At 66.4% G+C, this 22980-nt stretch carries 20 protein-coding genes and 1 pseudogene; 3 read left to right on the top strand and 18 right to left on the bottom strand.

Annotation, left to right across the window (positions count from 1 at the left end; all coding sequences use genetic code 11):
* Window positions 1-30: 30 nt before the first annotated feature.
* From nadD to ACZ5PP_RS10690, 7 genes are read right to left on the bottom strand one after another with little or no spacing between them, the layout of a single operon-like run.
* Complete coding sequence (nadD, locus tag ACZ5PP_RS10720) at window positions 31-741, bottom strand: nicotinate-nucleotide adenylyltransferase (protein WP_273422753.1); 711 nt, start codon at window positions 739-741, stop codon at window positions 31-33.
* Window positions 731-1534, bottom strand: coding sequence for a BPSS1780 family membrane protein (locus ACZ5PP_RS10715; RefSeq protein ID WP_245537136.1), 804 nt, complete (start codon window positions 1532-1534; stop codon window positions 731-733). The genes nadD and ACZ5PP_RS10715 overlap by 11 nt, the downstream gene beginning before the upstream one ends.
* Before the next feature lie 13 nt (window positions 1535-1547).
* Window positions 1548-2555, bottom strand: coding sequence for a BPSS1780 family membrane protein (locus ACZ5PP_RS10710; protein WP_464825992.1), 1008 nt, complete (start codon window positions 2553-2555; stop codon window positions 1548-1550).
* A 50-nt stretch (window positions 2556-2605) separates the two neighbouring features.
* Window positions 2606-3562, bottom strand: a complete 957-nt coding sequence (locus tag ACZ5PP_RS10705) for a homoserine kinase (RefSeq protein ID WP_276658551.1) — start codon at window positions 3560-3562, stop codon at window positions 2606-2608.
* A 30-nt stretch (window positions 3563-3592) separates the two neighbouring features.
* The gene (locus ACZ5PP_RS10700; protein ID WP_012586161.1) at window positions 3593-4159 is read right to left on the bottom strand and encodes a DNA-deoxyinosine glycosylase; all 567 of its coding nucleotides are present in this window, start codon (window positions 4157-4159) and stop codon (window positions 3593-3595) included.
* Window positions 4156-4476 carry a DUF2782 domain-containing protein gene (locus tag ACZ5PP_RS10695; RefSeq protein ID WP_004300684.1) on the bottom strand — a complete coding sequence of 107 codons (321 nt, stop codon included), beginning with the start codon at window positions 4474-4476 and terminating at the stop codon, window positions 4156-4158. Before ACZ5PP_RS10695 ends, ACZ5PP_RS10700 begins: the two co-directional genes overlap by 4 nt.
* Before the next feature lie 45 nt (window positions 4477-4521).
* A complete protein-coding gene (locus tag ACZ5PP_RS10690) occupies window positions 4522-5247 on the bottom strand; it encodes an LOG family protein (RefSeq protein ID WP_004300686.1) in 726 nt (241 codons plus the stop codon).
* A 23-nt stretch (window positions 5248-5270) separates the two neighbouring features.
* On the opposite strand from ACZ5PP_RS10690, the gene polA reads away from it, so the two are divergent.
* Window positions 5271-8090, top strand: coding sequence for a DNA polymerase I (polA, locus tag ACZ5PP_RS10685; RefSeq protein WP_464825991.1), 2820 nt, complete (start codon window positions 5271-5273; stop codon window positions 8088-8090).
* 399 nt (window positions 8091-8489) lie between these two features.
* Window positions 8490-10250, top strand: a complete 1761-nt coding sequence (gene msbA, locus ACZ5PP_RS10680) for a lipid A export permease/ATP-binding protein MsbA (protein ID WP_464825990.1) — start codon at window positions 8490-8492, stop codon at window positions 10248-10250.
* Between the two features lie 390 nt (window positions 10251-10640).
* Here msbA and rfbC read toward each other — a convergent pair whose 3' ends face one another.
* The 4 genes from rfbC to ACZ5PP_RS10660 form a co-directional block, all read right to left on the bottom strand.
* The gene (gene rfbC, locus ACZ5PP_RS10675) at window positions 10641-11177 is read right to left on the bottom strand and encodes a dTDP-4-dehydrorhamnose 3,5-epimerase (RefSeq protein WP_043744885.1); all 537 of its coding nucleotides are present in this window, start codon (window positions 11175-11177) and stop codon (window positions 10641-10643) included.
* Window positions 11174-12052 carry a glucose-1-phosphate thymidylyltransferase RfbA gene (gene rfbA, locus ACZ5PP_RS10670; RefSeq protein ID WP_138860718.1) on the bottom strand — a complete coding sequence of 293 codons (879 nt, stop codon included), beginning with the start codon at window positions 12050-12052 and terminating at the stop codon, window positions 11174-11176. The genes rfbC and rfbA overlap by 4 nt, the downstream gene beginning before the upstream one ends.
* Before the next feature lie 331 nt (window positions 12053-12383).
* Complete coding sequence (locus ACZ5PP_RS10665) at window positions 12384-13937, bottom strand: phosphomannomutase (protein ID WP_464825989.1); 1554 nt, start codon at window positions 13935-13937, stop codon at window positions 12384-12386.
* Window positions 13938-14139: 202 nt separating this feature from the next.
* A complete protein-coding gene (locus ACZ5PP_RS10660; protein WP_464825988.1) occupies window positions 14140-14703 on the bottom strand; it encodes a Uma2 family endonuclease in 564 nt (187 codons plus the stop codon).
* Window positions 14704-14801: 98 nt separating this feature from the next.
* Between ACZ5PP_RS10660 and ACZ5PP_RS10655 the strand changes: the two genes are divergently transcribed.
* Window positions 14802-15443 (top strand): Uma2 family endonuclease, encoded by a 642-nt coding sequence (locus tag ACZ5PP_RS10655; protein WP_464825987.1) that lies wholly within the window; start codon window positions 14802-14804, stop codon window positions 15441-15443.
* A 170-nt stretch (window positions 15444-15613) separates the two neighbouring features.
* On the opposite strand, the gene ACZ5PP_RS10650 is transcribed toward ACZ5PP_RS10655, so the two are convergent.
* The 7 genes and pseudogenes from ACZ5PP_RS10650 to ACZ5PP_RS10620 all read right to left on the bottom strand — a co-directional run bounded on the left by ACZ5PP_RS10650 (window position 15614) and on the right by ACZ5PP_RS10620 (window position 22869).
* Window positions 15614-16999: an undecaprenyl-phosphate glucose phosphotransferase gene (locus ACZ5PP_RS10650; RefSeq protein WP_464825986.1), complete on the bottom strand. Its 1386-nt coding sequence runs from the start codon at window positions 16997-16999 to the stop codon at window positions 15614-15616.
* Window positions 17000-17205: 206 nt separating this feature from the next.
* Window positions 17206-18177 (bottom strand): GDP-L-fucose synthase, encoded by a 972-nt coding sequence (gene fcl / locus ACZ5PP_RS10645; RefSeq protein WP_464825985.1) that lies wholly within the window; start codon window positions 18175-18177, stop codon window positions 17206-17208.
* Window positions 18178-18214: 37 nt separating this feature from the next.
* Window positions 18215-19333 (bottom strand): GDP-mannose 4,6-dehydratase, encoded by a 1119-nt coding sequence (gmd, locus tag ACZ5PP_RS10640; RefSeq protein ID WP_464825984.1) that lies wholly within the window; start codon window positions 19331-19333, stop codon window positions 18215-18217.
* On the bottom strand, window positions 19330-20556 hold the full coding sequence (locus tag ACZ5PP_RS10635) for an oligosaccharide flippase family protein (protein WP_464825983.1): 1227 nt from the start codon (window positions 20554-20556) through the stop codon (window positions 19330-19332). The genes gmd and ACZ5PP_RS10635 overlap by 4 nt, the downstream gene beginning before the upstream one ends.
* A 95-nt stretch (window positions 20557-20651) precedes the next feature.
* Window positions 20652-20951: pseudogene (locus ACZ5PP_RS10630) on the bottom strand (transposase family protein); the annotation flags it as partial.
* Window positions 20952-21006: 55 nt separating this feature from the next.
* Window positions 21007-21849 carry a Wzz/FepE/Etk N-terminal domain-containing protein gene (locus ACZ5PP_RS10625; RefSeq protein WP_464825982.1) on the bottom strand — a complete coding sequence of 281 codons (843 nt, stop codon included), beginning with the start codon at window positions 21847-21849 and terminating at the stop codon, window positions 21007-21009.
* 462 nt (window positions 21850-22311) lie between these two features.
* Window positions 22312-22869, bottom strand: coding sequence for a hypothetical protein (locus ACZ5PP_RS10620; protein ID WP_464825981.1), 558 nt, complete (start codon window positions 22867-22869; stop codon window positions 22312-22314).
* Window positions 22870-22980 lie beyond the last annotated feature (111 nt).

The raw sequence follows: 22980 nt of genomic DNA, 5'->3' as shown, positions 1-22980 counted from the left end.
TCGGATCCTGTGTGGGCCGGCGCGGGGCGCTCAGCGGTAGAGATGGTGCGCGGCAATATAGTCGAGAACCGATTCCGGCAGCAAATAGCGGGCACTGTGGCCGTCGCGCACCAGATCGCGGATCAGCGAGGCGGAGATCGCCAGCGGGGTCATGTCGAAGGGGACGACGCGGCCCGCCGGTGCGCGGCGCAGATCCGCGGGGTCGGCGGTGTGGCGGCCCGCGCAGGCGGCGTCGAGCGCGGGCGACAGGGTGGCGGGCCAGCGCCGGCCGTGGGGCGCGTAGCCGGGGCGGTTGGCGACCGCGATGTGGGCGAGCGCGAACAGATCGGTCCAGCGGTGCCAGGTCGGCAGCCCGGCGAAGGCGTCGGCGCCGAGGATCAGCACCAGCGGCTGCTGCGGGCCGATCTCGGCGCGCAGGCGCTCGAGGGTGGGCACGGTGTAGCTCTTCTGCTGCGCGCGCACCTCGCCGTCGTCCACGCTGAAGCCGGGGTTGCCGGCGGTGGCGAGCCGTGCCATGGCGAGGCGGTCCTCGGCGGTGCTGCCGGGCTCGCCGCGGTGCGGCGGCTGGCCGGCGGGGATGAAGCGCACGCCGTCGAGGCCGAGCGCCTCGCGCGCTTCTTCGGCGAGGCGCAGGTGGCCGGTGTGGATGGGGTCGAAGGTGCCGCCGAGCACGCCGAGCGGGGCCCGGGCGGGCGGCTCGAAAGCGGCTCTGGCCGGCGAAGGCGCGGGCTCAGTCGCCATCGCGCGCGTCGTCGAGTGCGGCGGGATCGCGCGCGGGGTTGCTCTCGGGGAGGCCGAACACGTCGCGGGTGGCGGTGTAGAAACTCGCGAACACGATCGGCAGGATGATCAGCGGCACCGGCAGCGCGGCCACGCTGCCCAGCGTGGGCGAGAGCAGGCCGAGCACCGCGACCACGAGGCCGGGCAGCAGGCCGGCGAAGATCGCCAGCCCGAGCGCGTAGGCGACGAAGGGCCGCCAGTTGCGCAGGCAGGCGTAGAAGCTGAAGAACATCGCCTTGGGTGCGGGCAGCTTCCACCAGCCGGCGAGCGCGGGCGCGAACCAGTAGGCCATCATCACCGGCGTGCTCAGCACCAGGCCGACCACCAGGGTGAAACCGAGCGAGGAGTCGGCCGCGGCCTGCGCGTCCATGTCCTCGCCGCGCATCACAGCGGCCAGGCTGCCGTCGTCGACCAGCATCACCAGCATCAGCACCACCAGGGTGGCCGCGAGGTAGAGCCCGCCGACCACCACCAGGCCCTGCAGGTTGGACTTGAAGCCGGAGAAGAGCACGTCGGGACCGGTCTTGCGTCCGCCGTCGATGGCGCGGCAGGCGTTCAGCACGCCGACCGAGAGCGCAGGCATCAGCAGCGAGGCGACGAGCTGGCCGAGCAGCGGCACCAGGCTGATCACGATGATTGAGAGCAGGTAGCCGAAGGTGGCGAAGGTGAGCAGCGCCGGATTGCGCCGCCACAGCTGCAGGCCTTCGCGCAGCCAGGCCCAGCCGCGCGGCATGGGGAGTTGTCGTGCTTGCATTCGTTTCCAGGGGTCAGGGTTTCGGGGGCGTGTCCGCTGGCGCGGAGTCGGGAGCCGGATCGGATTCGGGGCCGGGCGCGGGGGCGGGAGTGGAGCCGGGCGCGAGGTCCGGGTGGGGGCCCGGTTCGGGAGCGGGCGGTGCCGCGGAGGGGGCTGCGTCATCGGGCGCGGGGTCGGCCGCAGGCGCGAGCAGCACGGGGGCGGGCGGGACGCTTTCGCCCGACGTCGCCCCCGCTGCGGGCGCGGGCGGGGCCGCGGGGGCCGGCAGCAGCGGCGAGAAGGTCTCCTTCCACGCCGCGTAAAGCGCGCCGGCGATCATCGGCACCAGCACCAGCATGCCCAGGCCGGCGGGGATCATCGCCACCCACACCAGCACGTAGAGCAGCGCGGCGAGCACCACGAAGGCGAGCAGGTTGTGGAAGCAGGCGCGCGCGGACAGCCTCATCGCATCCAGCGGCGCGACCTCGTGCAGCATCACCAGCGCCGGGGCGAACCACAGCGCCATCATCAGCAGGGCCCACAAAACGGTGAACACCACCACGCCGAGCATCATGCCGCCGGCGGCGACGCCCGCCCCGGCGATCGCGCCGAGCGCGCCCGCCGCCGCGCCGGTGAGCATCGCGCTGCCGCCGATCGCCGCCGCGGCCAGCGCCGCGAGCAGCAGGCCGAGGAGGTGGAAGAGGCCGACCAGCAGCAGGTTGCCGGCATGCTGGCGCAGGCCGTCGAAGAGCTGGCCGACGTGCAGGCGGTCTCCGCGGTCGAGTGAGCGCGCACCGGAGAGCATGCCTGCGACCAGCACCGGCAGGGTCACGGGTGCGGCCGCCCAGCCGAGGAAGGGCACCATGCCGAGCGCGGCGAGGATCACGAAGAAGATCAGCGCCTGCAGCGCCCACACCAGCGGCGCCCGCATGAAGATGCGCCACCCGGCGGCGAGCCAGTCGAGGGCGTGGCCGGGCACCACGTCGCCGGGGGCGGGCGGCGGCGGATGCGGGCGGCGGGGCGGGGGCAGGGTGGCGTTCATCGGCGTCGGGTCGGGGATGGGGCGGGCGTGACAGAGCGGGTGGGGCGGCGTCAGCGCGGCAGGGGCGGCGCCGCGGCGATGCGCAGGCGCAGGATGTCGCGGTACTCGTTCGGGTCCTTCACCAGCACCATCTCGCCCGCGCGCGGCAGGTGGAAGTCGGCCGCGCGCGACATCCAGAAGCGCAGCGCGGCCGCGCGCAGCATGGCCGGCCAGGCGGCGCGCTCGGCGTCGGTGAAAGGGCGCTCGGCGTGGTAGGCGTCGAGCAGCGCGGCGGCACGCTCGGCATCCAGCCCGCCGTCGGGGGTGGAGCACCAGTCGTTGACGGTGACGGCGACGTCGAACAGCAGCGCGTCGTAGCCGGCGAAGTAGAAGTCGATGACGCCGCCGATGCGCACCCCGCCGTCGGCATCGGTGTCCCACAGCACGTTGTCGCGGAAGAGGTCGGCGTGGATCGCGCCGGCGGGCAGGGCGGCGACGTCGATCGTGGCCTGGAAGGCGATCTCGGCGTCGAGCAGGGTCTGTTCGTCGGCGGGCAGGAAGGGCCGCAGCACCTGCGCGGTGGCGGCGCGCCAGGCGGCGCCGCGCGGGTTTTCCTGGCGGCGGCCGTAGGACTGGCCGGCCAGGTGCAGGCCGGCGAGCATGGCGCCGACCCTCCCGCAATGCGCCAGGCCGGGGCTCATCTCGGAGCGGCCAGAGAGCCGTACCACCAGTGCGGCGGGGCGCTCCTGCAGGGTGCCGAGGTATTCGTTGTGGCGGTTGGCGATCGGGCCCGGCACGGGCAGGCCGTGGCGCGACAGGTGCGCCATCAGGTGCAGGTAGTAGGGCAGCTCGGCGCGCGGGATGCCCTCGAAGAGCGTCAGCACGTAGCGCCCGAGCGTGGTGGTGACGAAAAAGTTGCTGTTCTGCACGCCGGCCGAGATGCCCTCGAGTTCCACCAGGCGGCCGATGGCGTAGTCCTTGAGCCAGTCGGCGAGCACGGATTCGGGAACGGGGGTGAAGACGGACATGCGGACTCCGGGTAAGACGGTCGGATGGGGTCAGGCGGCCTGGGCGGCCGGGATGTCGATGCGGGCTGCGGCCGCGCGGTGCGCTGCAGCCTTCACGACCTGCCAGGCGGCGAGCTTGGCCTCCAGCCCGCGCGCGGCGTGCGCCGGGCTGGTCGAGGGCAGGCGGGTGAAGTGCAGCGGCGGCAGCGCGATGCGGCCGCGCACATGGCGGCGGAAGGCGGTCTCGGCGGCGGTGCCGTTGAAGAAGACGTGGCCGATGTCGGGGCAGGCGGCGAAGAGGCCGGCGAAGTCGTTGGCCTCGATGCTGTCGGGCGCGATCGCGCTGTCGAGGCTGCCGGCGCGCTCGCAGCGGCCGATGACGTCCCACAGCGCGACGCCGGCGGCGGCGAGGCGCTCGAGCCGCTGCGCGTAGGGGAGTTCCGCTCCGGCGCCGAAGAGCGCGCCCATGATCGGCCAGAAGGCGTTGCGCGGATGCGCGTAATACTGCGCGGCGGCGAGCGAGGCCGTGCCGGGCATGCTACCGAGCACCAGCACGCGCGCGTCGGCGCGGAACAGCGGGGCAAAGCTGCGCACCAGCGGTGCGGCGGTCGTGCTCACCAGGACTTGATCACCCACATCGGCACGGCGAGTTCGGGCGTGCCGTCGTGGCGCACCATCTGGCCGTTGCCTTCCTTGTCGATCAGGTAGTAGGGCACGCCGTGAGGCGGTGTGACCTTGACCATGTAGAGCTTGCCGCGCAGGCGGTATTCGGTGACGGTGTCCTCGCCGCGCTTGACGATGGTGACCTCGGGTTCGTCGGCTGCGCCCTCGGCGGGCATCGGCGGCGGCTCGGGGATCGGTTCGAGGTTCGCGGGCTGCTGGGCGAAGGCCGGCACGGCGGCGGCCAGCCACAGGACGATCAGGGTGCGGCGCATGATGTTCTCCGGAAGATGCTGCAATTCTAGCCGGTAATGCGGCACTCAAAGGTTCAGCATCATCTCGCGCTCGGCCGGAAGGGGCTGGAAACCGCGCCGCTCGTAATGCTTGAAGATGGCCTCGACCACCTCCTCGGGCTCGTCGATCACCTGCACCAGGTCGAGGTCTTCGGCGTTGATCATGCCTTCGGCGACCAGGCGCTCGCGCAGCCAGTCGAGCAGGCCCTGCCAGAACGGGCGGTGCACCAGGATGATCGGAATCTTGCGGCTCTTCCTGGTCTGGATCAGCGTCATCGCCTCGAGCAGCTCGTCGAGGGTGCCGAAGCCGCCCGGCATCACCACGTAGGCGGTGGCGAACTTCACGAACATGAACTTGCGCGCGAAGAAGTGCTGGAAGGTCTGCGAGATGTCCTGGTAGGGGTTGGCGGCCTGCTCCAGCGGCAGCTGGATGTTGAGCCCCACCGAGGGACTCTTGCCGAAGAAGGCGCCCTTGTTGGCCGCCTCCATGATTCCCGGACCGCCGCCCGAGATCACCGCGAAGCCCGAATCCGACAGCAGGCGGGCGATCTTTTCGGTGAGCATGTAGTACTTGTGGTCGGGCGGCGTGCGTGCGCTGCCGAAGATCGAGACCGCCGGCCGGATCGCCGCCAGGCGTTCGGTCGCCTCCACGAACTCTGCCATAATTCCGAAGATCCGCCAGGATTCGCGCGCGTTGAAGCGCGGTGCGGTGCTGTCGGGCACGCTGCGGGGGAGTTTGTCTTTCGCGGTCATGTTGTTGTTCTCTAGGATTCGGAATGCCCACCCTGCTGCTCGTCGACGGCTCCAGCTATCTCTATCGCGCCTTCCATGCCCTGCCCGACCTGCGCAATTCGCAGGGCGAGCCGACGGGCGCGATCCGGGGGGTGCTGTCGATGCTAAGGCGGCTGGAAAGCGACTACAAGGCAGAATTTCGCGCCTGCGTCTTCGACGCCAAGGGCAAGACTTTCCGCGACGACTGGTATCCCGAATACAAGTCCCACCGCCCGCCGATGCCCGACGACCTGCGCGCGCAGATCGCGCCGCTGCACGAGGCGGTGCGGGCCGAGGGCTGGCCGCTGCTGTCGGTGGAGGGCGTGGAAGCGGACGACGTCATCGGCACGCTCACCCGCCTGGCGCTCGAGCGCGGCTGGGAGGTGGTGATCTCGACCGGCGACAAGGACCTCACCCAGCTCGTGCGCCCCGGCGTGCGCTGGGTCAACACGATGAGCGAGGAAGTGCTCGACGAGGCCGGCGTGGCGGCCAAGTTCGGCGTGCCGCCCGAGCGCATCGTCGACTACCTCGCGTTGGTGGGCGACACGGTGGACAACGTGCCGGGCGTGGAGAAGTGCGGTCCCAAGACCGCGGTGAAGTGGCTGACCGAGTACGGCACGCTCGACAACCTCGTCGCCAACGCCGACAAGGTGGGCGGCAAGGTCGGCGAGAACCTGCGCAGGCATCTGGACTTTCTGCCGCTGGGCCGGAAGCTGGTGACGGTGGCGACGGATGTGGAGCTGCCGGTGGGGCTGGACGAGCTGCCGGCGCGCGCGGACGACAAGGCGGCGCTGCGCGCGCTCTACGAGCGCTTCGAGTTCAAGTCATGGCTGAAGGATCTGGATGGCGGTGCGGAGAGTGTCGCCGCCTCGAAGGCCGCGTCCGATGCGCGCCGCTTCGACCGCCAGGAAAATCGGGGACAGACCCCGATTTCCGAGGCTGCGACCACGACGCCAGGGGAGGGCGGGGTGTGCGCAATCTCCGCGGATGAGCAAATGAAAGACCTGACCCCGGTCTATCTTCCCATCCTCGACTGGCCGACCTTCGACGCCTGGCTGGCGAAGATCTCCGCTGCCGAGCTCACCGCCTTCGACACCGAGACCACCAGCCTCGACCCGATGGCGGCCAGGCTGGTCGGGATGTCCTTCGCGGTCGAGCCGGGCGAGGCGGCCTACCTGCCGCTGGCGCACCGCGGTGCCGCGCAGTTGCCAGAGGCGCCGGAGCAGTTGCCGCTGGACGAGGTGCTCGACAGGCTCAGGCCCTGGTTCGAATCCGACCGGCACGCCAAGCTCGGGCAGAACCTCAAGTACGACGCCCACGTGCTCGCCAACCACGGTATCGCGCTGCGCGGCATCGCGCATGACACCCTGCTCGAATCCTACGTGCTGGAGAGCGACAAGGCGCACGACATGGATTCGCTCGCCAAGCGCCATCTCGGCCTCGCGACGATCCCTTATACGGAGGTCTGCGGCAAGGGTGCCAAGCAGATCGGCTTCGACGAGGTCGATGTCGCGCGCGCCACCGAATACGCCGCCGAGGACGCCGATGTCACCCTGCGCCTGCACCAGCACCTGTGCCCGCAGCTCCAGGCCCTGCCGCAGCTCGAAGCGCTTTACCGCGAGCTCGAGATGCCGGTGCTCGGCGTGCTGCAGCGCATGGAACGCACCGGGGTGCTGATCGACCCCTTCCTGCTCGGCCAGCACTCGGAGGAGCTCGGCCGCCGCCTGTACACGCTCGAGGGCGAGGCACATGCGCTCGCCGGCCAGCCCTTCAACCTCGGCTCGCCCAAGCAGCTCGGCGAGATCCTGTTCGGCAAGCTCGGCCTGCCCGTGGTCAAGAAGACCGCCACCGGCCAGCCCTCCACCGACGAGGAGGTGCTGGAGAAGCTCGCCGAGGACTACCCCTTGCCCAAGCTCCTGCTCGAGCACCGCGGCCTGTCCAAGCTCAAGAGCACCTACGCCGACAAGCTGCCGCGCATGGTCAATCCGCGCACCGGCCGCGTGCACACCAGCTTCTCGCAGGCCACCGCGGTCACCGGCCGGCTGTCGAGCTCCGAGCCCAACCTGCAGAACATCCCGATCCGCACGCCCGAAGGCCGCCGCATCCGCGCCGCCTTCATCGCGCCGCGCGATCATCTCATCGTCTCGGCCGACTACTCGCAGATCGAGCTGCGCATCATGGCCCACCTGTCGGACGACGCCCGCCTGCTCGAAGCCTTCGCCCGCGGCGAGGACGTGCACCGCGCCACCGCCGGCGAGGTCTTCGGCGTGGCGCCGGCCGAGGTGACGAGCGAGCAGCGCCGCTACGCCAAGGTGATCAACTTCGGTCTCATCTACGGCATGAGCGCGCATGGCCTGGCCAAGAACCTCGGCATCGAGCGCGCCGCCGCGCAGGCCTGGATCGACCGCTACTTCGCGCGCTACCCCGGCGTTGCAGAGTACATGGACCGCACCCGCGCCGAGGCGCGCGAGCAGGGCTACGTCGAGACCGTCTTCGGCCGTCGCCTCTACCTGCCCGACATCCGTGCCAGCCAGGCCGGCCGCCGCGCCGGCGCCGAGCGTGCGGCGATCAACGCGCCGATGCAGGGCACGGCCGCCGACCTCATCAAGAAGGCGATGATCGCGACCGACGCCTGGCTGGCTTCCTCCGGCTTGAAGTCGAAGCTGGTGCTGCAGGTGCACGACGAGCTGGTGCTCGAGGTACCCGGGGCCGAGCTCGAGACGGTGCGGGAAGAGCTGCCCCGGCTGATGGGCGGCGTCGCCACGCTGAAGGTGCCGCTGCTGGTGGAGGTCGGCGCCGGCGACAACTGGGACGAGGCCCACTGAGGCGGAAGCGCCGCAATCGCGACTCGCGTCGCTCCTACGAGAACCGCCGGGCTTCCGAAATCTCCGGTAGGAGCGACGCAAGTCGCGATCCGGCGGTCGAATGACGCAGGCGGTCCCGGAAGCGCCGCAATCGCGACGCGCGTTGTTCCTACGAGAACCACCGCGCTTCCGGAGTCTCCGGTAGGAGCGACGCAAGTCGCGATCCGGCGGTCGAATGACGCAGGCGGTCCCGGAAGCGCCGTGATCGCGACTCGCGTCGCTCCTACGAGAAACGCCGCGGCCATCGTTCCTGCCGCGCGCTTGCGGGCTTGGCATATCATCCGGGCCATGACTGCCGTACCCGAACCGATCGCATCCAGCACGCCCGCCCCCGCCGTCGAGAAGCCGCCCGCGAGCAGCATGAAGGTCTACCTCCGCCTGCTCGGCTACACCCGACCCTTCATCGGCTACTTCGCGCTCAGCATCCTCGGCTTCGCCATCGCGGGCGCCTGCAAGGCGGGCTTGGCCAGCGTGCTCAAATACTTCATCGACGGCCTCGCCACCCCGGACGCGCCGATCGCCACCGGCCTGCCCTGGGTGGACGCGCTCGACCTGATCTTCGCCATCCCGCTCATGATCGTCGTCATCGCGCTGGTCGAAGGCCTCGGCACCTTCCTCGGCAACTACGGCATCTCGCGCGTCTCGCTCGGCCTCATCCACGACCTGCGCACCCAGCTCTTCGGCAGCTTCCTGGTGCTGCCCAACCGCTTCTACGACGCGCACAACTCCGGCCACCTCGTCTCCAAGATCACCTACAACGTGTCGATGGTGACCGACGCGGCCACCGACGCGGTCAAGATCCTGTTCCGCGAGGGCCTCACCGTCGTCGCGCTGCTCGGCTACCTGCTGTGGATGAACTGGCGCCTCACCCTGACCCTGCTCGTGGTGCTGCCCGCGATCGCCTGGCTGGTGTCCAACGCCAGCCGCAAGTTCCGCCGCCTGTCGAAGAACATCCAGACCTCGATGGGCGAGGTCACCCACGTCGCCTCCGAGACCATCCAGGGCTACCGCGTGGTACGCAGCTTCGGCGGCGAGGCCTACGAATCCGCGCGCTTCCGCAAGGCGAGCACCGACAACACCCGGCGCCAGTTGAAGATGGTGCGCACGCAGGAGACCTTCTCGGCGCTGATGCACCTGATCGTGTATTCGTCGATGGGCCTGCTGCTCTTTACCGTGCTGAAGGTGCGCGGCGACGCCTCGGCCGGCGACGTGGTCGCCTACATCACCGCCGCCGGCCTGCTGCCGCGCGCGATCCAGCTGCTGGGTGGCGTCAGCGCGCGCATCCAGCGCGGTGTGGCCGCGGCCGACAGCATCTTCGAGCAGCTCGACGAGGCGCCCGAGCCCGACGCCGGCACGGTCGAGCGCGAGCGCGTCGTCGGCCGCGTCGAGGCGACGGGGCTGGGCTTCACCTACCCCGGCGCCGAAGGCAAGGCGCTGCAAGGCATCGACTTCAAGGCCGAACCCGGCCAGATGATCGCGCTCGTCGGCAAGTCCGGCAGCGGCAAATCCACGCTCGCCAACCTCATCCCGCGCTTCTACCAGCACGACGAGGGCCGGCTGCTGGTCGATGGCGTTGCGGTCGAGGACTACAGGCTGGCCAACCTGCGCCACCATATCGCGCTGGTGACGCAGCAGGTCACGCTCTTCAATGGCACCGTGGCGCAGAACATCGCCTACGGCGAGCTCGCCGGCGCCAGCCGCGAGCAGATCGTCGCCGCCGCCGAAGCGGCCAACGCGCGCGAGTTCATCGACCGCCTGCCGCAGGGCTTCGATACCGAGATCGGCGAGAACGGCGTGCTCCTTTCCGGCGGCCAGCGCCAGCGCCTCGCGATCGCGCGCGCGCTGCTGAAGAACGCGCCCATCCTGATTCTGGACGAGGCGACGTCCGCGCTGGATACCGAGTCGGAGCGGCTGATCCAGGCGGCGATCGAGCGCCTGATGGAGGGACGTACGACCATCGTCATCGCGCACCGGCTGTCGACGATCGAGAAGGCGGACCAGATCCTGGTGATGGAGGCCGGCCGCATCGTCGAGCGCGGCACGCATGCGGAGCTGGTGGCCCGCGGCGGCGTCTACGCGCGCCTGCAGGCGATGGGGATCGAGTCGGACGCCGCAGCTTGAGTTGCGATCGTGCGCGTATCGAGCCGCGCAGCGATCGCTCCGCCGCCGCAATCGCGACTCGCGTCGCTCCTACATCTAGGCCCGCGCCGGTTTTCGTGGGAGCGACGCAAGTCGCGATCGGGCGATGGAACGACCGCGATCTGCATCAGAGTCGTGCATCGCGACTCGCGTCGCTCCTACATCTACGCCTGCGCCGGTTTTCGTAGGAGCGACGCAAGTGGCGATCGGGCGATGGACCGACCGCGATCCGCATCGGAGCCGTGCATCGCGACTCGCGTCGCTCCTACATCTACGCCCGCGCCGGTTTTCGTGGGAGCGACGCAAGTCGCGCTCGGGCGATGGACCGACCGCGATCCGCATCGGAGCCGTGTATCGCGACTCGCGTCGCTCCTACGCGCGCTTCAGATCCCGCAGGCGGGGGTTGTTCGCGTCCTTCGCCGACAGCTGCGGCGCTTCGATCGGCCACGAGATCCCCACGTCCGGGTCGTTCCATGCCAGACCGCCCTCGTCCGCCGGGAAGTAGAAATCGGTGCACTTGTACTGGAAGTCCGCCACCTCGCTGAGCACGCAGAACCCGTGCGCGTAGCCCGGTGGCACCCACATCTGGCGGTGGTTGTCGTCGTTGAGCTCGACGCCGACGAACTTGCCATACGTCGCCGAGCTCGGGTCGATGTCCACCGCGACGTCATACACCGCCCCGCGGCTCACGCTCACCAGCTTGCCCTGCGGGCGCGTCGTCTGGAAATGCAGCCCGCGCAGCACGCCGCGCTGCGAGCGCGAGTGGTTGTCCTGCACGAAGGGCAGGGTGATGCCCGCCTCGCGGTAGCGCTCGACCTGGAAGGTCTCGAGGAAGAAGCCGCGGTGGTCGCCGAAGGCCTTCGGCTCGATGATCAGCACCCCGGGCAGTGCGGTCTCGATCACCTTCATTGCCCGCCCTCCTGGCGCAGCAGGCGCTTGAGATACTGGCCGTAGCCGGTCTTGCTCAGCGCTTCGGCCTGGCGGGCCAGTTGCGCGGCCGACAGCCAGCCCTGGTTGTAGGCGATCTCCTCCAGGCAGGCCACCTTCAGGCCCTGGCGCGCCTCGATGGTCTGCACGAAGTGGCTCGCCTCCATCAGCGAATCGTGCGTGCCCGTGTCCAGCCAGGCGAAACCGCGTCCGAGCAGGCTCACGTGCAGATCGCCGCGCTGCAGGTAGGCGTTGTTGACGTCGGTGATCTCGAGCTCGCCGCGTGCCGAGGGCTTCACCTGCCTGGCGATCTCCACCACCGAGTTGTCGTAGAAGTACAGCCCGGTGACCGCGTAGTTCGACTTGGGCGCCTTGGGCTTCTCCTCGATCGAGATCGCCCTGCCGCTGGCGTCGAACTCGACCACGCCGAAGCGCTCGGGGTCGGAGACGTGGTAGCCGAACACCGTCGCCCCGCGCTCGCGGCGCGCCGCCTCGCGCAGCATGGCGCTGAAGCCGTAGCCGTAGAAGATGTTGTCACCCAGGATCAGGCAGACGTGGTCGTCGCCGATGAAATCCTCGCCGATCAGGAAGGCCTGCGCCAGGCCGTCGGGCGAGGGCTGCTCGGCGTAGCTCAGCGCGATGCCGAAGTCCGAGCCGTCGCCGAGCAGCTTGCGGAAGTTGGGCAGGTCGTCCGGGGTCGAGATCACCAGGATCTCGCGGATGCCGGCGAGCATCAGCACGGACAGCGGGTAGTAGATCATCGGCTTGTCGTAGATCGGCAGCAGCTGCTTGGAGACGCCGCGCGTGATCGGATGCAGCCGGGTGCCGGAGCCGCCGGCGAGGATGATGCCTTTCATGGTTCGAAGGTCCTGGGTGAGAGGGAGCGGACGGTCTGGTGACGAAGTGCGTGCGGCGATGGGGTGCGAGTCGTTTCCGGTTGGAAGTCTACGCCATCGAGCCGCCGGCGTGACCGTCGGAGGGCGCGATGCACGTCGTGCGTGCGGGGAGCCATCGATGCGGTCCTTGCGTGGTCAGGCGCCGCGATCGCGACTTGCGTCGCTCCTACGGGAACCGGCGCGTTCATTGGCGCTCGGCTTGGCCTGTAGGAGCGACGCAAGTCGCGATCGCGGCGTTCGGATGTCCGCAGCGGATCGGTGTCTGGACGGCCCATCGCGACTTGCGTCGCTCCTACGCGGAGGCGGCGATGCGGGCGAGGCAGGCATCGCACAGGGCGCGGGCGCGGGGCTCGTCGGCGGCCTCGGCGTAGCAGCGCAGCTCGGGGGCGTTGCCGGAGGGGCGCAGGTGCACGATCTCGCCGGTGGCGAAGCTCGTGCGCAAGCCGTCGGTGGTATCGATCGCGATCACGTCGCCGGCGTCCGGCGCCATCAGCGCGGCCGCCTCCGCGGGGGTCTGCTGCAGGCGCGCGATCAAGGCGCGGCTGAACTCGGTCGGCACGTTCTGGATGCGGTCGCTCGCGGTGAAGCGGCGCGGCAGGGCATCGGCCAGCTGCGACACTGGACAGCCCTTGGCGCGCGCCATGGCCAGCAGGGCCAGCATCGGCAGCAGCGAATCGCGCGTGGGCAGGGCCTTGAGCCGTGCTGCGCCGGCGGGCAAGCATTTCTGCGTCGCCTCGGGCCCATCCGTCGCAACTTCGGCAGATCCAAAGCCGCCCGTCCCAACGCTGCCCGCCCCAACGCCGGCGGTTTCCGCCGCACTTGCCCCGATCGCCTCCCCGTACTCGACATCGCTCCCGAGCAGGAATCCCCCGTTCGCCTCGTAGCCCACCACCCGCCCCGCGCCGCGCTGCGTGTCCATTCCGGCGATCACGTAGGGCGAGCCGATGCGCGTCCGCAGCACCTGCCGGAACGCGCCGCACTTCTCCACTGCGGTGTTGCTGCTCACCGGCGTCACCACCACGTCGGCGTGCAGATACTGCGCGCACAGGATGCCCACCACGTCGCCGCGCAGCCAGGTGCCGGTCTCGTCGCCGATCAGCGGACGGTCGGCGTCGCCGTCGGTCGACAGGATGGCGTCGAAGCGATGCGCCTGCGCCCATGCGCGCGCCTGCGCGATGTCCTCGGAGCGCACGGCCTCGGTGTCGATCGGCACGAAGGTGTCGGTGCGCCCGAGCGACAGGACCTCGGCGCCGAGGCGCTCGAACACCGTGCGCAGCACGTCGCGCGCCACGCTCGAGTGCTCGTACAGCGCCACGCGCATCCCGGCGAGCGCGCCTTCGCCGAAGAAGGCGGTGTAGCGCGCCACGTAGGCCTCCAGCGCGGAGGCGTCCACCGCGGGCAGGGGCGCCGGCGACAGCGCATCGGGCACCGCCACCTCCGCATCGAGGATCGCCTGCTCGTCCGCCTTGTCGATCTCGCCGTCGGCGCGATAGAACTTGATGCCGTTGCGGTCGAAGGGGATGTGGCTGCCGGTGACGACGATGCCCGGAGCGCGCTGCAGCGCGCAGTAGTAGGCGAGCGCGGGCGTGGGCAGGGCGCCGACGAACACCGCCTCGCGTCCCGCGTCGCGGATTGCCTGGATGCAGGCCGCGGCGATGCGCGGGCTGCTCGGGCGCAGGTCGTGGCCGACGACGACGCGCGCGCTGTCGGTCGCAATGCTGCGCAGGAAGGCCTGCGCGTAGGCGTAGCAGACCGCGTCGGAGAGGTCGCTGACGAGGCCGCGCACGCCGCTGGTGCCGAAGCGCGCGTTGTGGGCCTCGGCGAGGTGGTGGAGTCGTGTGTTCATCGGATGTCGGTGAATCGGGGGGTGGAGAAAATCGATCTCGTCTTCGCGTGCCGGGCGCGCTGCGGTGTTTTGTAGGAGCGACGCAAGTCGCGATTCGGCGCTGCGGCTGTACCGGGCGTATTGGGATCCGGGGCGTCGGGATCGCGACTTGCGTCGCTCCTACAAGAGGCAGAACCGGGGGCACCGTTCTTGCTGCCGCGACTCAGGCGCCGACGTCCTCGAACACCTCGTCCAGCCCGATCTCCAGCTCCAGTGCCGCAAGCACCAGGCCGCGCGCGCTGTCGCCGGTGGCGAGCAGCCAGTCGTTGGAGGGCAGGCGGCGGAAGATCTCGACGCTGCGTCGCTCCGGGTCGACCAGCACGTATTCCTGCAGGCTGTCGAGCATGCGAACCGCGGCGAACTTGGCACCGCGGTCGTAGGCGGCGGTGCTGTCGCTCAACACCTCGATGATCACGCGCGGATGATGCAGCACGCGCTCGGCGGCGAGGTCTTCGGGGTGGCAGCTCACCATCAGGTCGGGGTAGAACACCGCATCCGCCTGCATCACCTCGAGCTGCATGTCGGAGATGTAGGCCCGGCAGGGCGTGCCGCGCAGCTTCTGGCGCAGCGAGGCGGCGATGTTGAGTGCCACGACCACATGATCCTGCCGTGCCCCGGCCTGGGCGAACACCTCGCCGGCGACGTAGTCGTGCTTCATGGGCTGTTCGGCCTCCCAGGCGAAGAAATCCGCGCGCTCGAAGCGCGCGGCGGGTTGAGGCAGGGCCATGATGGGCGAGCTCCCGATCCGTGATATGGCTGAAGTCTAGCAGGGCGAGGGCGGGGCACTCGATGCACGCCGAAGGGTACGGGCGGGGCGGCGAGCAAATGAAAGACCTGACCCCGGTTTTCTTTCCCGAATCGACCCGCTATGCTCGACCAAACGAAGGAGTTCCCGCCATGGACTTGCCCAAGCGCAGACCCGATTTCGGCATCGACGCTTACATGGCGTGGGAAGAGGATCAGCCCGAACGCCACGAGTACCTCGGCGGCGAGGTGTTCGCCATGTCCAGTGGCACGGATGCGCATTACACGATCCTCGGCAATGCTTACGCCGAACTCCGTGCCGCACTCTCCGGCAAGCCTTGCCGCGCCTTCCTCTCCGGCATGAAGCTGCGCGTCGACCGCGCCGACGCCGTCTTCTACCCAGATGTCTTCGTCACCTGCGACCCGCACGACCGCCAGCCCGAGGCCAGCCTCGCCAAGCAGCACCCGGCGCTGATCGTCGAGGTTCTCTCCGACTCCACCGCCGCGTTCGATCGCGGTCGCAAGTTCGAGCACTACCAGCAGATCGACACCCTGCAGGAGTACCTGCTGATTGAGCAGGACCGCAAGCACGCCGACCTTTTCCGCAAGAACAGCGAAGGGCTGTGGGTGCTGCATCCGGCGGGAGAGGGGGATGTGGTGCGCCTGGAAAGCGTCGGGGCTGCACTGACACTTGACGGTCTGTACGAGGACGTCGAACTCTAAGCCGCATTCGCGGCTTGCGCCGCTCCTACATAGGGGCCAGCCCGCGTCGGTTCATGTAGGAGCGCCGCAAGGCGCGAATCCGGCGGTCGAACGAGCGTGGTGCGTATCGGAAGCGCACCATTCGCGGCTTGCGCCGCTCCTACGGAGGATTGGCCCGGGCACACCTCGTCTCAATACGCATTCGGATTCACGAACCCCTTGAACACCGTCAAGAAGATGATCTTCAAATCCAGCCACAGCGACCAATTGTCGATGTACCAGAGATCGTGTTCCACTCGGGCCTGCATCTTTTCTACGGTGTCGGTCTCGCCGCGCAGCCCATTCACCTGCGCCCAGCCGGTAATGCCGGGCTTCACCTTGTGGCGCTGCATGTAGGACTCCACCAAGTCCTTGTAGTACTCGTTGTGCGCCAGCGCATGCGGTCGCGGGCCGACGATCGACATCCGCCCCTGCAGCACGTTGAAGAACTGCGGTAACTCGTCCAGGCTCGTCCGGCGCAGGAATGCGCCGATCTTCGTCAGCCGCGCGTCGCCCTTCTTCGCCTGCGTCACCTGTCCTTTCGCCTCCGCATGCACCACCATCGAGCGGAACTTGTACACCTTGAAATTCCGCCCGTTGATCCCCGTCCGGTACTGCTTGAACAATACCGGCCCAGGCGATGTGAGCTTGATCGCCAACGCGATCAGCGCGCATACCGGCAGGACCATCAGGAAGATCAGCCCCCCGATCACGACGTCCTCCACCCGCTTGACGATCCGCGCCGTGCCGTCCATCGGCGTCACGCTCAAATCGATCGAGTAGAAACCCGCGACCCGGCTTACCTGGTGGTTGAGCAGCGGCAGATCGTTCAGCTGCGGCATGAAGCGCACCGCGACCACGTGGTGGCGCAGCGCATAGACGGCGGAATGGATCAAGGCGCCGTCCTTCAAGGGCAGCATCAACCAGACCTCATGAGCCATGGCCGCATTCACCCGATCGGGAAGTGCGGCGAGCCAGTCCTCGGGCTCAGCGCAGTTGAGGACCGCCGCCAGCGAATAGCCTTGCTCGTGCAGCACCTTCTCGGCCGGAAGCCGCGGCAGGTTCCCGCGACCGGGGCAAACTAGGACGACCTGCTTCAAGTTCCGGCCTGCCCGCCGGGCATGACGCAAGGCCACGTGTGCGAGCAAGCGCAGCCCGATGCTCGTCGCAGCACTGATCCCGAGCGTCGAAAGGAACCAGATCCGCGAGTATTCGGCCCCGTGCTTTGCAAAAAAGCCGATCATCGTCATCGCCGCACCGGCAAGCAGCCAGCCCGCGAGGAGGTGCGCAGCCTGCGAGCCGAAGCCCTTGCCGCGCCATGCGCCGTACATGCCCACCACGAACAGGCAGAAAACCGCCACACCAGTCCAGACTGCCGTCGCGAGGACGTAGGGCGTGCTCATTCCCAGCTGCGAGAAGCGCAGGAAATAGGCGAGATAAGCGCCGAAAACCGTGATGCCGACGTCGATCAACGCGGCTATCAGCGCAACGGGGTAGCGCTCGGCAAAGGTGGGGGAATAGCGGAGGGAGTTAGGCATTAAGCTTGAATACTGCTTAGGTGAGAGCCGATAAAGAGGCTCGGGTGTTCGCGTTCACCTTGGCAGTTGCCTTCATTCTTTCTAGAGATCACCAACCGTAGTGAGCATGCTGCTGCGTTGGGGGCGCCAAAGTTAGACTCGCAAGTGAATACGGTTTTGTGCTGTGAGAATGGCGACTTCGCGGGCAAGGGGGCAGTCTCATTGAATTATGATGATCGGGTTTTCTTCGTGTTATCGAGATACCACGCGTAGGCTTCATGCAGGCCATTCTGGAGCGAAATGTGTGCCTGCCACCCGAGTCGCGCCAGTCGGCTGACATCCATCAGTTTGCGCGGCGTCCCATCCGGCTTACTGGCGTCGAATACGAGCGTGCCTTGGTAGCCGATCACGCTAACCAAGGTCTCGGCCAGTTCGCGAATGGTCACGTCCGTCCCCGTGCCGACATTGATGTGCGAACGCATCGGCTCGGTTTCGCTGGCGTAGCGCTCCTGCGGAATGTTCTGCAGATGCACCACGGCCTCGGCCAGATCATCCACATGCAGGAACTCGCGCATCGGCGTTCCACTGCCCCAGATCACAACCTCGGGCGCATTCGCGAGCTTGGCCTCGTGGATGCGCCGCATCAGCGCCGGGATGACGTGGCTGTTCTCGGGGTGGAAGTTGTCGCCCGGGCCGTAGAGGTTGGTGGGCATGGCGCTGCGGTAGTCGCGGCCGTACTGGCGGTTGTAGCTCTCGCAGAGCTTGATGCCAGCGATCTTGGCGATGGCGTAGGGCTCGTTGGTGGGTTCGAGCAGGCCGGTTAGCAGCGCTTCTTCCTTCATCGGTTGCTCGGCGAGCTTGGGGTAGATGCACGACGAGCCGAGGAACATGAGCTTGTGCACGCCGTGCGTGTGGGCGGCGTGGATGAGGTTGGCCTCGATCATCAGGTTCTGGTGGATGAACTCGGCCGGGTAGGTGTTGTTGGCGTGGATGCCGCCGACCTTGGCCGCGGCCAGATAGACCTGGTCGATGCGGTGGGTGGCGAAGAAGGCATCGACTGCGTGCTGGTCGGTGAGGTCGAGCGCGTCGCGGCCGGCGGTGAGGATGTTGGTGCAGCCCAGCGCCTGCAGGCGGCGCACGATGGCCGAGCCGACCATGCCGCGATGGCCAGCGACGAAAATGGTGTCAGTCGGGTTCATTCTGTAGGAGCGGCGCAAGCCGCGATCTCCAAGTCGATCAATTTTCAACGGCCACCGGCACGTCGTGCCCGTGCGCCTTCAGGAAGGCGTGCCGCTGCGCCACCTTGAGGTCCTCGGCGACCATCTCGGCGCACATCTCCTGCACCGTGATCTCCGGCGTCCAGCCGAGCTTGTCCTTGGCCTTGGTCGGGTCGCCGAGCAGGGTCTCGACCTCGGCAGGCCGGAAATAGCGCGGATCGATGCGCACGATGACATCGCCCGCCCTCAGCGCCGGGGCATTGTTGCCGTCAATGTGCTCGACGATCGCACGCTCCTCGATCCCCTTGCGCTCGAAGCGTAGCGTGATGCCCAACTCCGCCGCCGACCAGCGGATGAACTCGCGCACCGAGTACTGCACGCCGGTGGCGATGACGAAATCTTCCGGCTGATCCTGCTGCAGCATCATCCACTGCATGCGGACATAGTCCTTGGCGTGGCCCCAGTCGCGCAGCGCGTCCATGTTGCCCATGTAGAGACACTGTTCCAGCCCCTGCGCGATGTTGGCCAGGCCGCGGGTGATCTTGCGGGTGACGAAGGTCTCGCCGCGGCGCGGGCTCTCGTGGTTGAACAGGATGCCGTTGCAGGCGTACATGCCATAGGCCTCGCGGTAGTTCACCGTGATCCAGTATGCGTAGAGCTTGGCCACTGCGTAGGGGCTGCGCGGGTAGAAGGGCGTGGTCTCCTTCTGCGGGATCTCCTGCACCAGGCCGTAGAGCTCGGAGGTGGAGGCCTGGTAGAAGCGCGTCTTCTTGTCCAGGCCGAGCAGGCGGATGGCTTCGAGCAGGCGCAGCGTGCCCATGGCGTCGACGTCGGCGGTGTATTCGGGCGACTCGAAGCTCACCGCCACGTGCGACTGTGCGCCGAGGTTATAGACCTCATCGGGCTGCACCTGCTGCAGGATGCGGGTGAGGTTGGACGAGTCGGTGAGATCGCCGTAGTGCAGGACCATGCGCGGGTTAGGGGTGTGCGGGTCCTGGTAGATATGGTCGATGCGCTGGGTGTTGAAGCTCGAGGCGCGGCGCTTGATGCCGTGGACTTCATAGCCCTTGGCGAGGAGGAATTCGGCGAGGTAGGAGCCGTCCTGGCCGGTGATGCCGGTGACGAGGGCTGTTTTCATTTTGTTGTTGGCTTAGTCTCAAAAAATACGATCAGCAAGAGCAGGAGGAGTTCGGAAAAAACCATGGTCCAAGCGGCAAACTGAAACCCAAGAGTTGGTATCAAAAGACTGTTTGCAGTGACGCTGATTGCTGCGGTAATTAATCGAAGTTTGACAAAAGCATCGTAGCGCTCTTCTGCGACCCAGTAGATTTCAAATACTACATTTGGAAATCTAAATAAAAAGTAAAGCGATAGGATCGAAATTGTTATTGTGGATTCAGAATAGCCGGAAGGGAAGAGAAGTTCGATCGCTGGTGGTCCGAGAAACTGGTAAATCAAAAAGAAAAAGCAGCCTGCAAGGATGGCTTGCGAGAAAAGTATTTTTCTGGAGATTGCCTTTGAATCTCGCGATATCTTAGGCATGTAAAGCGACCAGACGGCTGAGACAAAAATTTGGCCAAGAGAGACGAACGAAAATGCTGCCATATAAAGTGCGAGCTTCGTCTCGCCGAGCGTTCCTGCGATAATAAGCTTATCGGCGGTGGAGTAGAGATAAAAAGAGAAAAAAGATAGGGTGTAAAAAATCCAGATTCTGTACCTTGGTAGTATTTCCGTAACAGAGCTTCTTGCAATCTTCCATAGGGGAGGGGGCTCCTGTTGCGTTCGGTGTGTCTTTAAGAGCCAGATTGCGTATAGAGACAAGTTGGATAGTGAGGAAAGCAAGAATGCGTAAAAAGCGTCCTTGGTTTGAATATAGACGGCGATCTTCGCTGCGGAAATGGATATTTTTGCAAGTGAGTCAATTTTTGAGAAGGAGATGAGGTCGTCTTCTTTTTGATATCTTAAGAATAGTGTTTTTTGCAAGACGCCAAGAGCGTAAGCTTCGGGCGTCAGTAGTAATACGAATATCGCTGAAGCCGGTTCTGATGCGGAAAAGTAAGTGTATAGAAACGCTGCCGTAGTGAAGATTGTGAAAAATAATGTCCCATTGAAAAATAGGCTGCTTTCTTTTGATAGGTTGTGGTTCAGTGCGGTTTTTGTTAAGAGGAAGTCTCGAAGGCCAAGATCTGAGAATGAGCTGATAAATACACTAACGGTGATGGCGAAAACAATGGCGCCGTACTCTTCAATCGTTTGATTTCTTGCTGCGAAAATCAAGAAGGCAAAGTTAAATGCTGCAGGCAGGGCGAGTGAGAAAGCGACCCACAAGATACTTAATTTACTTGAGATTTTTTTACTCAATTGTGGCTCAGTGCAGCTATGTATTGCCCGCTTGGGGGTTTTGGGTTGTGTTTTTTCGACGGGTGGTTTCGTTCGAGAATGTAACGGCACGCTGGAGCGTCGGCGCTGAGCGCACTCACGACGACGCCGACCCAGCGCCGGGACATGGTCTCGAACTGGGTCGGATCGAGCGCACGCAGTATCGGGAGTAAAGCTTCCTCTGACAGGTTGCGGTTCTTGAGCACGAGGAAACGGCGCAGCCACGTCTCCTTGGTGCGCGCCCAGAAGATGATGTCCTCGACCATATCGCGGCCCGAGAGCACCGCAGCGATGAGGCGGACCAAGAGCTCCCGGAAGTCGTGCAAGGTGCCGTGACTCGGCTTGCGTCGATCATTGATTTTGTCCAGACGGTTCATCAGGGATACTCTTTGCGTTGCACGCACGCTCTCCGCCAAAAGCCGAGCCCACGCGTCAGGCGCGGGCGCCGTTGGCCTTAATCCTCGCAACGAATTCCGCCACGAAGACAAGCATCACGCCGCCTGTCAAACCGAGCACGGCCGCAAGCGCTAGCACGAGCGCCTTTTTCGGCTTCGACGGTTTGGCCGGGGCGGTGATTTCTCCGATCAGTTTGGTGGGGCGGGTCTGCGGCGGCGTCATCTGCTGCGACAGGCGCAGACGTTCGGCGTCGAGTTCGTTGATGGCGGTGGCGATCGGGCCGCGCTCGATCATCACCAGCGAGGCCTGCACGGTATCGCGTTCCTTGAGCTGGTCGACGAGCGCAGTGATGTCCCGGTACTGCTGTTGCAGCGCCTGCCTCTGCTCCCCCAGGCTCTTGAGGCGCTCGGTGATCGGCTTGAGGTTGTCCTCGTACACCTTCGTATGAGCCTTGCGGATGTCGTCGACCACGTCCTCGAGGAGGTGTGCCGCGTCTGCAGGGCTATCCGCTTCGGCTGTCAGTTCCAGCGTGGTGGTGCCGCCCCTCTGAACCACTGCCTTGGAGATGAAGGGCCGTTCGCGCTTGATGCCTTGAGCGATGTCTTCGCCGTACTGGGCGAGGATGCGGGAGGAGAGCTCTTCGGCGGCGTCAAGCAGCGCGGGTGGTGTGTCCGCATTGCCTTTTACCTGGCCGATGCGCAGCTTGATGTCCGCCTCGTACACCGGCGCTTTCAGGAAGGCGAACGCCGCGCCGGCAGCCAGGCAGCCGAGGAACCAGGCGAGGATGAGCCCCTTGCGCTTCATGAGGATCCGCCACAGTTCGAGCAGGCTGATCTCGTCTTCATCGCGGTTCTGGGTGAGCGGCTGTATGTTCTGCATGCGGTGAGGTTGTGCGAGGAAAATCGCATTATCTCACTCGAGTACCCTCGGGATGAACTGGACGAACGTAAGAGTGTGGCGCTGTGAGAGGTCCGTTTGCACGCCATGCTTGCTAACAGCCTGTGGTTTTCTGTGGTTTTCTGTGGTTTTCCGTGGCTGAGCGGGGGCGTCGGGGTCAATTCGCTGGTCTCGCCAGCTTCCGCTGCCGCGACCAGCTTGCCCGCTTGCTCGTCGAGGAGAGTTCAGCACGCTCACCGGTCTGTGGTCGGGCAGGCCTCCGGGCTGCGCATAGACGATGCGGACGGCCGGCGAGACAGACCTGAGATTCCGCACATGGGGATCAGCCTTTATGTATTGGGGGCTACCAAACCCGCAGCGCCACCAGGAGCGGATGAGGGCGATCAAGATGCCCAGCATGCCGCCCAGCACGATGCCGAGTGTCAGTCCGCGGGCTTGCGCTGTCTAGTCTCCGTGCCTTCGGGGGGAGGCGAAGCGCATCGACTGCAGGTAGGTATTGCTCCCGTTTGCGCGCTCGACGTCGATCTCGTTCCAGGTCTGCTCCACCGCGTCGATGGATTTGCCCTGGCTCTGGCAGACCGCAGCCTGGATGTGCTTGATCTCCTCGAGGAAGGTTCGGCCCGTGGTGGGTTGTTGAAGGGTTTGTTGAGCCTGGCAGTAGTAGTCGCGCTTGAGCGCACTGGCGATGCGGTCGCGCTCGCGACGCACCTCGGCAAGCTTCAACTCGCTAATCTGGATTTCGGACGCGACCAACTGCGCCGCCGGCAACAGGAAGCGCTCGGCGCCTCGTTCAACCGAAACCACCTGGCGATTGTCGATGCTACTCGCATCAGGGGTGCAGGCGATGACGTCGTGAAGGTGGGCGAGGCGGCTTTCTTCCTCGCGGATGGCAACGCGGTTCTGGATCTGCGCGTTTAGAAGTTCCTGCTCGCGGGTGCGGAAGCTGTTGCACTGGCTGAGCATGATCGCTTCCATGCCCAACCGGATGATCGAGTTGCGCACGTATTCGTCGAGGAGCGTGACGGGTGTGCCGCCCGTGGGGTTTTGTGTGCGAATTGGATGTGAACGCCGATCATCTCACCGGTGGCGTCGTCGACCTTGCTGCTGAAGGCC

Source organism: Thauera sp. DNT-1, assembly GCF_055393985.1.
This window is presented reverse-complemented; position numbering and strand designations above follow the sequence as displayed.